This is a genomic window from Streptomyces sp. NPDC002044 (assembly GCF_040296725.1).
Lineage (GTDB): Bacteria > Actinomycetota > Actinomycetes > Streptomycetales > Streptomycetaceae > Streptomyces > Streptomyces antarcticus.
Genome location: NZ_JBEOXU010000074.1, coordinates 17,443 through 30,844, shown reverse-complemented (window position 1 = coordinate 30,844; position 13,402 = coordinate 17,443). Strand labels below are relative to the sequence as shown.

At 72.4% G+C, this 13,402-nt stretch carries 12 protein-coding genes; 1 reads left to right on the top strand and 11 read right to left on the bottom strand.

Features of this window, described 5'->3' with window-relative positions:
• Window positions 1–83: 83 nt before the first annotated feature.
• The 10 genes from aroQ to ABT106_RS19355 all read right to left on the bottom strand — a co-directional run bounded on the left by aroQ (window position 84) and on the right by ABT106_RS19355 (window position 10,325).
• Entirely contained in the window at window positions 84–524 is a 441-nt protein-coding gene (gene aroQ / locus ABT106_RS19400; protein WP_351278741.1) for a type II 3-dehydroquinate dehydratase, read from the bottom strand.
• Window positions 521–1,612 carry a 3-dehydroquinate synthase gene (aroB, locus tag ABT106_RS19395; RefSeq protein WP_351278738.1) on the bottom strand — a complete coding sequence of 364 codons (1,092 nt, stop codon included), beginning with the start codon at window positions 1,610–1,612 and terminating at the stop codon, window positions 521–523. The genes aroQ and aroB overlap by 4 nt, the downstream gene beginning before the upstream one ends.
• Entirely contained in the window at window positions 1,609–2,127 is a 519-nt protein-coding gene (locus tag ABT106_RS19390; protein ID WP_351278736.1) for a shikimate kinase, read from the bottom strand. The genes aroB and ABT106_RS19390 overlap by 4 nt, the downstream gene beginning before the upstream one ends.
• Window positions 2,124–3,308, bottom strand: coding sequence for a chorismate synthase (aroC, locus tag ABT106_RS19385; protein WP_351278733.1), 1,185 nt, complete (start codon window positions 3,306–3,308; stop codon window positions 2,124–2,126). The genes ABT106_RS19390 and aroC overlap by 4 nt, the downstream gene beginning before the upstream one ends.
• 187 nt (window positions 3,309–3,495) lie before the next feature.
• On the bottom strand, window positions 3,496–4,323 hold the full coding sequence (locus ABT106_RS19380) for a shikimate dehydrogenase (RefSeq protein WP_351278730.1): 828 nt from the start codon (window positions 4,321–4,323) through the stop codon (window positions 3,496–3,498).
• A gap of 6 nt (window positions 4,324–4,329) precedes the next feature.
• Window positions 4,330–6,222 (bottom strand): endolytic transglycosylase MltG, encoded by a 1,893-nt coding sequence (gene mltG, locus ABT106_RS19375; protein ID WP_351278728.1) that lies wholly within the window; start codon window positions 6,220–6,222, stop codon window positions 4,330–4,332.
• A 129-nt stretch (window positions 6,223–6,351) separates the two neighbouring features.
• Entirely contained in the window at window positions 6,352–6,822 is a 471-nt protein-coding gene (ruvX, locus tag ABT106_RS19370) for a Holliday junction resolvase RuvX (protein WP_351278725.1), read from the bottom strand.
• Window positions 6,822–9,515 carry an alanine--tRNA ligase gene (gene alaS / locus ABT106_RS19365; RefSeq protein WP_351278723.1) on the bottom strand — a complete coding sequence of 898 codons (2,694 nt, stop codon included), beginning with the start codon at window positions 9,513–9,515 and terminating at the stop codon, window positions 6,822–6,824. Before alaS ends, ruvX begins: the two co-directional genes overlap by 1 nt.
• On the bottom strand, window positions 9,515–9,877 hold the full coding sequence (locus tag ABT106_RS19360) for a hypothetical protein (protein WP_351278721.1): 363 nt from the start codon (window positions 9,875–9,877) through the stop codon (window positions 9,515–9,517). The genes alaS and ABT106_RS19360 overlap by 1 nt, the downstream gene beginning before the upstream one ends.
• A 7-nt stretch (window positions 9,878–9,884) precedes the next feature.
• Window positions 9,885–10,325: a DUF948 domain-containing protein gene (locus ABT106_RS19355; protein WP_267722857.1), complete on the bottom strand. Its 441-nt coding sequence runs from the start codon at window positions 10,323–10,325 to the stop codon at window positions 9,885–9,887.
• Window positions 10,326–10,485: 160 nt separating this feature from the next.
• Here ABT106_RS19355 and ABT106_RS19350 point away from each other — a divergent pair, with 160 nt between their 5' ends.
• Complete coding sequence (locus ABT106_RS19350; RefSeq protein ID WP_351278718.1) at window positions 10,486–12,663, top strand: ATP-binding protein; 2,178 nt, start codon at window positions 10,486–10,488, stop codon at window positions 12,661–12,663.
• Window positions 12,664–12,764: 101 nt separating this feature from the next.
• Here the strand turns inward: ABT106_RS19350 and rpsD are convergent, their stop codons facing one another.
• The gene (gene rpsD / locus ABT106_RS19345; protein ID WP_008740451.1) at window positions 12,765–13,376 is read right to left on the bottom strand and encodes a 30S ribosomal protein S4; all 612 of its coding nucleotides are present in this window, start codon (window positions 13,374–13,376) and stop codon (window positions 12,765–12,767) included.
• Between the last annotated feature and the right edge of the window lie 26 nt (window positions 13,377–13,402).

The following is a 13,402-nucleotide window of genomic DNA, read 5'->3' as shown; positions in this document are numbered from 1 at the left end:
GGCGGGAATCTGCTGACCGGCCCGCAGCGCGGGCAGCCCGCCCCGGCGATCCAATCCGACCGTGGCGGGCCGCGGCGGCGGCGTCAGGCCGTGATCTCGTCCGCCAGCGCGCGCAGCGCCAGGCGGTAGGACCCGATGCCGAAGCCCGCCACGGTCCCGGTCGCCACCGAGGCGATGACCGAGGTGTGCCGGAACTCCTCACGGGCGTACGGGTTCGAGATGTGCACCTCGATGAGCGGCGCGGTGCGCTGCGCGGCCGCGTCCCGCATGGCGTACGAGTAGTGCGTGAAGGCCCCCGGGTTGATCACGACGGGGATCTTGCCGTCGGCCGCCTCGTGCAGCCAGCGCACGAGCTGCCCCTCGTCGTTGGTCTCGCGGACCTCGACGTCGAAGCCCAGCTCCTCCCCCAGCGTGCGGCAGCTCTCGACGAGCCCGGCGTACGAGGTGGCACCGTACACGTCGGGCTCGCGCGAGCCGAGCCGGCCCAGGTTCGGGCCGTTCAGCACCAGGACGCGGCGGCTCACGCGGCGACCTCGCCGAACGCGGCCACGAGCACGGCCGGGTCGGGGCCTTCCAGGACGGTCGGCTTGGCCAGCCCGTCGAGGACGATGAAGCGCAGCAGGTCGCCGCGGGACTTCTTGTCGAGCTTCATGGTCTCCAGCAGCTTGGGCCACTGGTCGCCGCGGTAGGTCAGCGGCAGTCCCACGGCCGCGAGGACCGCCTTGTGCCGGTCGGCGGTCGCGTCGTCGAGGCGGCCCGCGAGGCGGCCCAGCTCGGCGGCGAAGACCATGCCGACGGAGACGGCGGCGCCGTGCCGCCACTTGTAGCGCTCGTTCTTCTCGATGGCGTGCGCGAGGGTGTGGCCGTAGTTGAGGATCTCGCGGAGTCCGGACTCCTTGAGGTCGCTGGAGACGACGTCGGCCTTGACCTGGATGGAGCGGACGATGAGCTCGGCCGTGTGCGGGCCGGCCGGCGTACGGGCCGCCTCCGGGTCCCCCTCGATCAGGTCGAGGATCACCGGGTCGGAGATGAACCCGGCCTTGATGATCTCGGCGAGGCCGCTGACGTAGTCGTTGACCGGCAGCGAGTCCAGGGCCGCCAGGTCGCAGAGCACGCCGGCCGGCGGGTGGAAGGCGCCGACGAGGTTCTTGCCCTCGGCGGTGTTGATGCCGGTCTTGCCGCCGACGGCCGCGTCGACCATGGCCAGCACGGTGGTCGGCACGGCGACCCAGCGCACCCCGCGCAGCCAGGTGGCCGCGACGAAGCCCGCGAGGTCGGTGGTGGCGCCGCCGCCGACGCCGACGATCACGTCGGTGCGGGTGAAGCCGGACTGCCCCAGCGCCTTCCAGCAGTACGCCGCGACCTCGATGGTCTTGGCCTCCTCGGCGTTCGGCACCTGGATGGCGACCGCCTCGAAGCCCTGGTCGGCCAGGTCGTCGCGCAGGGCCTCACCGGTCGAGGCCAGGGCCTCGGGGTGGATCACCGCGACCCGGCGGGCTTTCGTACCGATCAGGGAGCCCAGCTCGCCGAGCAGCTGCCGGCCGACGAGCACGTCGTACGCGGCGTGTCCGGCGCTGGCGCCGACCTGGATGCGCGTCACCTGGTCTGTCATACGTCCTTCAACTCCAGAGCGTCGAGGACCGCCTGGGCGACCTCTTCGGGGGTGCGGTCGTCGGTGGCCACCACGACGCGCGCGACTTCGGTGTACAGGGGCCGCCGGGCGTCCATCAGCTCGCGCCACTGGCGGCGCGGGTTGACCGCGAGCAACGGGCGCGCGGCGCCGAGCCCCACGCGCCGTACGGCCTCCTCGACGTCCATCGACAGGTAGGCGACGGGCAGGCCGGCCAGCAGCTCGCGGGTGCCCGCGTCGAGGACGGCGCCGCCGCCGAGGGCGAGGACCCCGGTGTGCCCGGCGACGGCGGCCGCGACGGCCTCCCGCTCCAGGGCGCGGAAGTACGGCTCGCCCTCGTCGACGAAGAGGTCGGAGATCTCCCGGCCCTGGGCCGCGACGATGTCGGCGTCGGTGTCCCGGTAGGGGACGCCGAGCCGGCCGGCGAGCAGCGCGCCCACCGTGGACTTGCCGGACCCCATGGGGCCGACGAGGACGACCAGTGGTCCGGCGGTCACCGGATCTGCAGGTTGTCGAGGTACGAGCGCACGTTGCGCCGGGTCTCGGGGACCGAGTCACCGCCGAACTTCTCGACGACGGCGTCGGCGAGGACCAGCGCGACCATGGCCTCGGCGACGATGCCCGCGGCCGGGACCGCGCAGACGTCGGAGCGCTGGTGGTGGGCCACCGTCGCCTCGCCGGTCGCCACGTCCACGGTCGCCAGCGCGCGCGGCACGGTCGCGATGGGCTTCATCGCGGCCCGTACGCGCAGCAGTTCGCCGGTGGTGAGACCGCCCTCGGTGCCGCCGGAGCGGCCGGTGGTGCGCTTGAGGCCGTCGGCGGTGGAGACGATCTCGTCGTGGGCCTGCGAGCCGGGCACGCGGGCCAGGTCGAAGCCGTCGCCGACCTCGACGCCCTTGATGGCCTGGATGCCCATCAGGGCGGCGGCGAGGCGGGCGTCGAGGCGCCGGTCCCAGTGCACGTGCGAGCCGAGGCCGACGGGGACCCCGTAGGCGAGGACCTCGACGACGCCGCCGAGGGTGTCGCCGTCCTTGTGGGCCTGATCGATCTCGGCCACCATCGCCTTGCTGGCGTCGGCGTCGAGGCAGCGCACCGGGTCGGCGTCGAGCGCGTCGACGTCGGCGGGGGTCGGGTAGACGCCGTACGGGGCCTTGGCCGCGGCCAGTTCCACGACGTGCGAGACGATCTCGATGCCGGCGACCTCCTTGATGAAGGACCGGGCGACGGCGCCGAGGGCCACGCGGGCGGCCGTCTCACGGGCGCTGGCGCGCTCCAGGATCGGACGGGCCTCGGAGAAGCCGTACTTCTGCATGCCGGCGAGGTCGGCGTGACCGGGGCGGGGACGGGTCAGCGGCGCGTTGCGGCCGGTGTCCTTGAGCAGCGCGGGGTCGACCGGGTCGGCCGACATGACGGTCTCCCACTTGGGCCACTCGGTGTTGCCGATCATGACCGCGATCGGCGACCCCTGCGACAGCCCGTGGCGGACGCCGCCGAGGAAGGTGATCTCGTCCTGCTCGAACTTCATCCGGGCGCCGCGGCCGTAGCCGAGCCGGCGCCGGGCCAGGTGGTCGGCCACCAGCTCCGTGGTGACGGGGACGCCGGCGGGAAGGCCCTCCAGCGTCGCTACCAGCGCCGGTCCGTGCGACTCCCCGGCGGTCAGCCAACGCAACCTGCTCAACGATGCTCCTCATGCTCGCGCCTGGTACAGCGACGGCGCGAACGGGTGCGCGGCCCGGACCCGCCGTACCCGATCCTCCCATGTCCCGGCCGGTCCCCGGCCCCCGGTCCAGCTGTCGGACGGCCGCACACCGGGCGGTGGACGAGGATCGGCCCGCGCCGGGGCCCGCGGAGCCCGCGGGGCGGTGTCAGTGGCGGGCCAGGAGCGCGGCCTCGCCGGCGGCCCGCATGGCCGCCAGCGGCGCCGGGGCGTGCCCCGTCATCTGCTCGACCTGGAGGACCGCCTGGTGGACCAGGAGGTCCAGGCCGCCGAGCAGGGTACCGCCGCGACCGCTCCAGGCGGCGGCCAGCGCGGTGGGCCAGGGGTCGTAGAGCACGTCGAAGAGGGTGCCCGGGGCGGCCGGTACGGCGGCGGCCAGCGCGTCGGTGGCCCCGGCCGGGGTGGTCGCGATCACCAGGGGCGCGGCCAGCGCCCCGGCGGCGTCCGCCCAGTCGGCCGTGCGGACGGGGACGCCGAGCCGCTCGCCCCACTGCCGCATCTCGTCGGCGCGGGCCCGCGAGCGGACGTATGCCGTGACCTCGCCGGTGCAGATCCGCCCGAGGGCGGCGAGCGCGGAGGAGGCGGTGGCGCCCGCGCCGAGGACGGCGGCGGACGGCACCTCGTCGATGCCGCGCTCGTGGAGCGCGGCGACGATGCCGGGGATGTCGGTGTTGTCGCCGAGGCGCCGGCCGTCCTCGGTGAGGACGACCGTGTTGACCGCCTCGACCGAGGCGGCGGTGTCGCTGATGCCGTCGAGGAGCGGGATGACCGCCCGTTTCAGCGGCATCGTCAGCGACAGCCCCGCCCACTCGGGGCCGAGGCCGGCCACGAACCCGGGGAGCGCGGCCTCGTCGACCTCGAAGCGGTCGTAGGTACGGTCGTCGAGGCCGAGTTCCCGGTAGGCGGCACGGTGCAGCACCGGTGAGAGGGAGTGCTCGATGGGGGAACCGAGCACCGCTGCCCGTATCCGTGACATGTCCTGCTATCCGCCGTTCTTCTGCTTCTGCCGCTCGAGGAACTCCGCGGCCAGCTTCTGGTGCTCCTCGTAGGTCTTGGTGAAGGTCGTCTTGTCGCCGTCGACCGATACGAAGAACATCCAGCCGCCCTTGTCGGGGTTGAGCGTGGCGTTCAACGCGTCCTCACCGGGGTTGCCGATCGGGCCGAGCGGCAGTCCCTTGACGAAGTGCGTGTTGTAGGGGTGGTCGAAGGCCCTGGCCTCCTTGAGCGAGAAGTTGATCTCGCTCGTGCCCTTGATGTAGTTGTACGTCGAGTCGAACTCGAGCTTCTGGTTGGTGACGTCGTTCGTCTTCTCGAGGCGGTTGTAGACCACCTCGGCCATCTTCCGGAAGTCGTCGTGGTTCTTGCCCTCGGCGTTGACGAGGCTCGCGACCGTGACCACCTGGAGCGGGTTCTCCAGGCCGAGTTCCTTGGCCTTGCCCTCGATGCCCAGCTCGATGTACTTGTCGGTGGCGTTCTTGACCATCTGCTTGAGCAGGGACTCGGGGGTGCTGTCCTGGCTGAGGTCGTAGCGCGCCGGGTACAGGAAGCCTTCGAGCGGGTCCATGATCTTCGGGTTGTTGTTCGCCCACGCCGGCAGGCCGAGGTTCTTGACCTCGCGCTGGGCGATGTCGCGGGTCGTGCCCTCGGGCTTCTTCAGCTTCTTGTCGATCGCGTCGTAGACCTTGGCGTTGCGCCAGCCCTCGGCGACCGTGAGGACGTTCAGCTTGGACGGGTCCGTCATGAACTCGACCGCCGACGCCGCCGACATCCCCTTCTTCAGGGGGTAGACGCCGGGCTGGATCTTGTCGCCGTCGGGGTTGGCCTTGGCCGCGTCCACGAAGGCCTGGGCACTGGCGACCACGCCGGCGCCCTTGAGGATCCGGCCCATCGCGCCGAGGCCCGCACCCTGGGGGATCGTCACCTCGACCGTCTCGCCGGAGCCTTCGCCCGCGAAGTCCTCGGCCGCGCCGAAGCGCTCCTTGATGTAGGTGTAGCCGTAGTAGCCGCCGCCCCCGACCACGCCGATGATCACCACGGCGGCGATCAGGCAGGCCGCGCCGCTGCGCCGCTTGGGCTTGCCGCCCTTCGAACGGCCGCCCCGGCGGCCGTCGCCGGGCTCGTCGCCGTCGTCGCCGCCCCCGGCGAAGAAGCCGTCGGTCTCCTCGGCCGCCGCGTCGGCGTCCTGGTCCTCTACCGGCTCGGGCTCCAGGTGCCGGCGGCCCGGCGGCTGCGGCGGCGGGAAGGCCTCGGGCGTCGTGTACAGGTCCGGGGTCTCGCCGGGGTAGCCGGCGACGGGCTGCTGGGCGTACGGGTCCGTCCCGGCGTACGCGTCGCTCTGCGCGGCGGCGGCGACGTACTGGCCCTGGCCGGTGTCCCAGCCCTGCGAGTCGTAGACCGACGGGTGCTGCGGCTGGGCCTGTGCCGGTGCCTGGGGGTGCGACTGCTGCGGGGCGTACATCTGCTGGTGCTGCTGCTGGTGCTGCTGGTGTTGCTGGGCCTGCTGCGTCTGCTGGGCCTGCGCGTACTGCCGGTCCTCCCCGAACGGGGGTTCGGCCGCGTAATGCTGCTGCCCGGGGTTCTGCTGGTACTGCGGGTCCTGGTACTGCTGCTCCGGGTACGGCTGCTCCTGGTACTGCGGGTACTGCTGCTGGTACTGCGGGTCGCGGTAGTCCGGGTCCGGGTACTGCTGCTGCCCGTACTGCTGCTGCTCCTGGTACTGCGGCTCCTGTGGGTACGTCTGCTGCGGGGCGCCGCCGTAGGGCGCCTGGCCCTGCTGGCCCTGCTGGGTCTGGTGCGCGGTCCACCCCTGGTCCCCGTACAGGGGGTCCTCGGGGTGCCACGGTTCGGAGCCGCGGCCCCGTCCATACTCAGTCATCGGTCCCCTAGAGCCGCGAGACGAAGGCCGCGGATTCGGTACTCCGCGACACCCGGTTCCGCCTCTTTGGTGGTAGGCGACGGCTTGTTCGAATGCCGTCTCATCGCGCGGAACGTTACCGTATCGCGATCAGACAACCACTTCGACGCACTCGCCAGGCGGATTACCTGATACCCGTTCGGTCTCCAGCGCGTTCTGCAGGATCACCACGGCGGCCGCCTGATCGATGACCGAACGGCCCTTCTTCGCGTTCCTCCCCGAGGCCCGCAGGCCCTGGGCGGCGGTGACCGTGGTCATCCGCTCGTCCACCAGACGCACCGTCACCGGCTTGATGCCCCGGGCCAGTTCGATCGCGAAGACGCGCACCTTGGCCGCGGCCGGCCCCTCCCGCCCGCTGAGCGAGCGGGGCAGGCCGACCACGACTTCAAGAGGGTCGTACTCCGCGACGAGCTGCCGCAGCCGCCGGTGGGCGAAGGGGATGTCCCGGCCCGGCACGGTCTCCACCGGTGTGGCGAGCACCCCGTCGGGGTCGCACGAGGCGACCCCGATCCGGGCGTCGCCGACGTCGACGGCGAGCCGGCGGCCGCGGCGCAGCGTCATCAGGCGGTCTCGCCCACGAGGCGCTCGACGGCGGCGATGGCGGCGCCGATGGCCGCCGGGTCCTGGCCGCCGCCCTGGGCGACGTCCGGCTTGCCGCCGCCTCCGCCGCCGAGGGTCTTGGCGGCGGCGCGGACCAGGTCGCCGGCCTTCAGGCCGCGCCCGCGGGCGGACTCGTTGGTGGCGATGACGGTCAGCGGGCGGTCGTTCGCCACGGTGAACAGTGCCACGACGACCGGGCGGTCGCCCTGCCCCGGCATCTGACCGATCCGGCCGCGGACGTCGAGGACCAGCTTGCGCAGGTCGTCGGCGCCGGTGCCGTCCGGCACACGGCCGGTGACCAGGGCCACGCCGCGTACGTCCTGGGCGCCGGCGGCGAGGCCGGCGGCGGCCTGGAGGACCTTCTCCGCGCGGAACTTCTCGATCTCCTTCTCGGCGTCCTTCAGCTTGCCGAGCATGGAGGCGATCTTCTCCGGCAGCTCCTCCGGACGGCCCTTGACCAGCTCCTGGAGCTGGGCGACGACCGTGTGCTCCTTGGCGAGGAAGTGGTAGGCGTCCACGCCGACCAGGGCCTCGACGCGGCGCACGCCGGAGCCGATGGAGGACTCGCCGAGCAGCTTCACCAGACCGAGCTGGGCGGTGTTGCCGACGTGGGTGCCGCCGCACAGCTCCTTGGAGAAGTCGCCGATGGTCACGACGCGCACGCGCTCGCCGTACTTCTCGCCGAACTCGGCGATGGCGCCCTGCTTCTTCGCCTCGTCGATGCTCATGACCTCGGCGGTCACGTCGAGCTCGCGGGAGAGCACGTCGTTGATCTTCTGCTCGACATCGGTCAGCACCGAGCCGGGGACGGCGTTCGGGGAACCGAAGTCGAAGCGGAAGCGGCCCGGCGAGTTCTCGGAGCCGGCCTGGGCCGCCGTCGGGCCGAGCGCGTCGCGCAGGGCCTGGTGCGTCAGGTGGGTGGCCGAGTGGGCGCGGGCGATGGCCCGGCGGCGGTTGATGTCGATGGCGGCGTACGCGGAGGCGCCCACCGTCACCTCACCGACCTGGACGGAGCCCTTGTGGACGGAGACGCCCGGGACCGGCTGCTGGACGTCGCGGACGACGATGACGGCGCCGGAGTCGAGCTTGATGCGGCCCTGGTCGGCGAGCTGGCCGCCGCCCTCGGCGTAGAAGGGGGTGCGGTCGAGGACGACCTCGACGTCGTCGCCCTCGGAGGCGGCGGGCGAGGAGACGCCGTTGACCAGGAGGCCGACGATGGTGGACTCGCCCTGGGTCGTGGCGTAGCCGGTGAACTCGGTGGTGCCGGAGCCGTCGGCGATCTGCCGGTAGGCGGACATGTCCGCGTGCCCGGTCTTCTTGGCCTTGGCGTCGGCCTTGGCCCGGTCGCGCTGCTCCTGCATGAGGCGGCGGAAGCCGGGCTCGTCCACGGAGAGGCCCTGTTCGGCGGCCATCTCCAGGGTCAGGTCGATCGGGAAGCCCCAGGTGTCGTGGAGCAGGAACGCCTTGTCGCCCGAGAGGACCGAGCCGCCGGCGGCCTTGGTCTCGCTCACGGCCGTGTCGAGGATGTTCGTGCCGCCCTTGACGGCCTTGAGGAACGCGGCCTCTTCGGCGAGCGCGACGGTCTCGATGCGCTTGCGGTCGGTGACGAGCTCCGGGTACTGCAGGCCCATGGTGTCGACGACGACGCCGATGAGGTCCTGGACGACCGGCCCGGTGGCACCCATGAGGCGCATGTTGCGAATCGCGCGGCGCATGATGCGGCGCAGCACGTAGCCGCGGCCCTCGTTGCCGGGGGTGACCCCGTCCCCGATGAGCATGGCGGAGGTGCGGATGTGGTCGGCGACCACGCGCAGCGAGACGTCCGTGGCTGTGTTCGCGGCGGAGCCGCTGTACTGCACGCCGGTCAGCTCGGTGGCCTTGTCCATGACCACGCGCAGGGTGTCGGTCTCGTACATGTTCTGCACGCCCTGCAGGATCATCGCGAGGCGCTCGAGGCCGAGGCCGGTGTCGATGTTCTGCGACGGCAGGTCGCCGAGGATCGGGAAGTCGTCCTTCCCGTCGCCGGCGCCGCGCTCGTACTGCATGAAGACCAGGTTCCAGATCTCCACGTAGCGCTCGTCGTTGACGGCGGGGCCGCCCTCGACGCCGAACTCGGGACCGCGGTCGTAGTTGATCTCCGAGCACGGGCCGCAGGGGCCGGGGACGCCCATGGACCAGAAGTTGTCCTTCTTGCCCAGGCGCTGGATGCGCTCGGCGGGGACGCCGATCTTCTCGCGCCAGATCTGCTCGGCCTCGTCGTCGTCGAGGTAGACGGTGATCCAGAGCTTCTCGGGCTCCAGGCCGTAGCCGCCGTCCGCCACGGAGCTGGTGAGCAGCTCCCAGGCGTACTGGATGGCGCCTTCCTTGAAGTAGTCCCCGAAGGAGAAGTTGCCGCACATCTGGAAGAACGTGCCGTGGCGGGTGGTCTTGCCGACCTCTTCGATGTCCGGCGTGCGCACGCACTTCTGCACGCTGGTGAGCCGGGGCGCGGGCGGCTTGACCTCGCCCAGGAAGTACGGCTTGAAGGGGACCATGCCCGCGGGCACCAGCAGCAGAGTCGGGTCGTCCGCGATGAGCGACGCCGAAGGGACAACGGCGTGACCGCGCTCCTCGAAGAAGCTCAGCCAGCGGCGGCGGATTTCAGCCGACTCCATCAGTGGTCCTCATTCCGGTTGTACGAAAACTTCGGTCGTTCGGTGGTCTTGTCGTGCTGGTCGGGCTCGATGGCCCGCAGTCGCCGCGGCCCGGGCAGGGCGGTGACGTTGTCGGGCCGGGCCGGGTCCATGTCGTCCCGCCCCAGCCCCAGTGCGTCGTTCAGCTCGTCCTCGCGCTGCGTCATTCCCGCCTTGACGTCGAGGGCGAAGTCCTTGAGGCGGTGCCCCGCCTCAAGGGCCTTGTCGGCGGCCTGGGCGGCGAGGCTCTCCGGCGTCAGCTTCTTGAGCCGGCGGTTGACCTTGGTGGTGGCCCACACGCCGGCGGCTGCGCCGGTGGTGAACCAGAAGGCTCGGCGGAACATCGGAGTCTCAGCCCTTCTGCTTCCGGCGCCGGGCCGACGGCACCGTACGGCCGACGATCACGGTACGCCGGGATGTCTTCGGCGGCGCTCCGGCCGGTGCCGGGTCCGTCTTGCCCAGTGCCTTGCGCACTCCGTAGCCGAAGGCCGCGACCTTGACCAGCGGCCCGCCGAAGGCGGAGGCCACGGTGGAGGACAGGGCGGAGGCGTTGGAGGTGACCTCCTGGACGTCGCTCGCGATCGCGTCGACCCGGTCGAGCTGGGTGCGCGCGGAGCGGACCGTCGTGGAGGCGTCGGCCAGCAGCGGCACCGCCTGCTCGGTCACCTCGGCCACGAGCTTGCCGGTCGCCTTGAGCACCTGGGCCAGCCTCACCAGTACCACGGCGAGGAAGGAGACCAGGATGGCCCAGAAGACGGCCACGAGGATCCCGGCCACCTCTCCACCGGACACGTCACACCGCTCTCTGTCTGTACTCGGACTGCTGGCTGTACTGCTTCTGTCAATGGCCCTACGACCCTATCGCGCCGGAGATCCCCACCCATACCGCAATACCGGCACCCGCGCGAGCGCCTTGTACGCAGCGCTGCGGGAGCAGTACCCTCCGTGTCCCATGCGACACAGACCCCTCCGCAACACCGCCCGGGGCAATCTTCCCTCGGAGCTGGGCCGGTTCGTCGGGCGGGGGGCCGAACTCGCCGGACTGGGGCGGCTCCTGGAGTCCTCCCGGCTCGTCACCGTGACCGGCGTCGGCGGGGTGGGCAAGTCCCGGCTGGTGCTCGCGGCAGCCCGGGCCGCCGCGATCAGGGGGGAGGAGCCCCACCGCGACGGTGTGTGGCTGGCCGAGCTGGCGTCCGTACGCGATCCGGCGCTGCTGGAGCTCGCCGTGGCCGAGGCGCTCGGGCTGACCGACCACACCACCCGCCCGCCACGGGAAGTACTGACCGCACACCTGTCCGGGCGGCGGCTGCTGCTGGTCCTGGACGGCTTCGAGCAGCTGGTGGAGGAGACGGCCGCCCTCGTACGGGGCCTGCTGCGGGCCTGTCCCGGCCTGCGGGTGCTCGCGGCGGGCCGGCGCCCGCTGGACCTGGACGGGGAGCGGGTCTTCCCGCTGGCCCCGCCCGCGCCGGAGGAGGCCCTCGCGCTGCTGGCCGAGCGGCTCGGCGCGGCCGATCCGGCGTTCGCGGTGACCGCGGCGAACCGGCCGGCCCTGGTCGAGCTGTGCGCGCGGCTCGACGGGATCCCGCTGGCCCTGGAGCTGGCGGCGGGCCGGCTGCGGACCCTGTCCCCGGAGCAGGTGCTGGCCCGGCTGGAGGACCGCTTCGCGCTGCTGACGGGCGGGGCCCGCGGGGGGCTCCCCCGGCACCGGGCGCTGCGCACGGCCATCGGCTGGAGCCACGAGCTGTGCACGGCCGCGGAGCGGTTGATGTGGGCGCGGCTGTCGGTGTTCGCCGGGCACTTCGACCTCGACGCCGCCGAGTACGTGTGCGCGGGGCCGGACCTGCCCATGGACGAGGTGCTGGACCTGGTCGGGGAGCTGCTGGCCCAGTCCCTGCTGGTGCGGGAGGAGACCCCGGCCGGGGTGCGCTACCGGATGCTGGAGACCGTACGGGCGTACGGCGCGGGCTGGCTGGAGTCGCTCGGCGACGCCGGCCGGCTGCGGCGGCGGCACCGGGACTGGTACATGGGACTGGCCACCTGGTGCGAGCTGGACTGGTTCAGCCCCCGTCAGGAGGCGGTGGCCGCGCTGGTGGAGGCGGAGCTGGCGAACCTGCGGCTCGCGCTGGAGTGCTGCCTGGACGAACCGGACGAGGCGCACCTGGGCCAGTACCTGGCGGGCACGCTGTGGTTCTACTGGGCGGGCTGCGGCCGGCTCACCGAAGGCCGGCACTGGCTGGACCGTTCCCTGGAGGCGGCCGGGCAGCCGGAGGAGTACGAGCCCTCGCGGCTGAAGGCGCTGTGGGTGCTCGGCTACGTGACGGCTCTGCAGGGGGACGCGGTGGCCTCGATGAGCGCCCTGTACGAGTGCCGGGACGCGGCGGCGCGGACGGGCAACGCGGTGGCGGCCGCGTACGCGGTGCACCGGCTGGGCTGCCTGGCGCTGGTCTCGGACGACATGGCGCGGGCCGGGGAGCTGCTGGGCGCGGCGCTGGAGCGCTACCGGGCGGCCGGGGAGCTGAACAGCAACGTCCTGATGTGCCAGGTGGAGCTGGCGATGGCGCTGGCCTTCCAGGGGGACCTGGCGGGCGCGGCGACGCTGTGCGGCGAGGTGCGGGAGATCTGCGAGGAGCGCGGCGAGCGCTGGACGAAGGCGTACGCCCTGTACGTCCTGGCGTACGCGGCCCTGGACGCGGGGGGCACGGCCGAGGCGCGACGGCTGCTGACAGAGTGCGTGACGATCAACCACGCGTTCCACGACCTGGTGGGGCTGGTGCTCGCGCTGGAGCTGCTGGCCCTGGTGACGGCCGCGGAGGGCGATCCGGTGGAGGCGGCCGTGCTCCAGGGCGCGGCGGAGCCGATGTGGGGCGGGGTGGGGCTCCAGCTGTTCGGCTCGGGGTACTTCAACGCGCCGCGGCTGATGTGCCGGGAGCGGGCCGGTGAGCTGCTGGGCACCGAGCGGTACGCGGTGTACGCGGCCGAGGGGCGGGTGCTGAGCCGGGAGGCGCTGGTGGGGCGGGCGCTGAGCGGCCCCGGGGAGCGGGGCGGGACGGTCCCCGCGCCGCGGCCGGCCTGGCGGGGCGGACCGCGGGGCTCCCGGGTGTCGCGCCGGGCGGCGGCCGACCAGCCGTAGCGGGCCGTGCCGGGGTGGGGCGGGCGCCCGGGTACGGGAAAACCCGCCGTCCCCCGGAGGGGACGGCGGGCTTCGACCAGCCTGTGAGGGCTACGCCTGCGTCAGCGGGCGTAGTACTCGACGACCAGCTGCTCGTCGCAGATGACCGGGATTTCCTTGCGGTTCGGGTCGCGGTCCAGGCGGAAGGCCAGGGCCTTCAGGTTGACCTGCAGGTAGCGCGGGGTCTCGCCCTCGCCTGCGTAGCCACCCTCACGGGCAACCTGGAACGGAACCTTCTCGCGGCTGCGCTCGCGCACCGTGATGACGTCGTCCGGACGGACGCGGAACGACGGCTTGTCGACCTTGTCGCCGTTGACCTCGATGTGGCCGTGAACGACCATCTGGCGGGCCTGGTAGATGGTGCGGGCGATGCCCGAACGCAGGACCAGGGCGTCGAGGCGACGCTCGAGCTCGACGACCAGCGCCTCGCCCGTCTTGCCTTCGGCCTTCTTCGCGCGGTCGTACGCGCGGGCCATCTGACGCTCAGAGATGTCGTACTGAGCGCGCAGACGCTGCTTCTCCAGCAGACGAACCTTGTAGTCCGAGTTCTGCTTGCGGCCACGGCCGTGCTCGCCCGGCGGGTAGGGGCGGGCCTCGAAGTACTTGACGGCCTTCGGGGTCAGCGCAATGCCGAGGGCACGCGACTTCTTGACCTTGGGTCGCTTCTGGTTCACGTGGAACCTACCTCCATGTAAGTTAG

Bases quoted from the DNA above. Each gene is read 5' to 3' on its own strand.
- alaS (WP_351278723.1), bottom strand. From the start codon at position 9,515: ATGGAGTCGGCTGAAATCCGCCGCCGCTGGCTGAGCTTCTTCGAGGAG.
- ABT106_RS19380 (WP_351278730.1), bottom strand. From the start codon at position 4,323: ATGTCACGGATACGGGCAGCGGTGCTCGGTTCCCCCATCGAGCACTCC.
- mltG (WP_351278728.1), bottom strand. From the start codon at position 6,222: ATGACTGAGTATGGACGGGGCCGCGGCTCCGAACCGTGGCACCCCGAG.
- ABT106_RS19350 (WP_351278718.1), top strand. From the start codon at position 10,486: ATGCGACACAGACCCCTCCGCAACACCGCCCGGGGCAATCTTCCCTCG.
- ruvX (WP_351278725.1), bottom strand. From the start codon at position 6,822: ATGACGCTGCGCCGCGGCCGCCGGCTCGCCGTCGACGTCGGCGACGCC.
- ABT106_RS19360 (WP_351278721.1), bottom strand. From the start codon at position 9,877: ATGTTCCGCCGAGCCTTCTGGTTCACCACCGGCGCAGCCGCCGGCGTG.
- aroB (WP_351278738.1), bottom strand. From the start codon at position 1,612: ATGACAGACCAGGTGACGCGCATCCAGGTCGGCGCCAGCGCCGGACAC.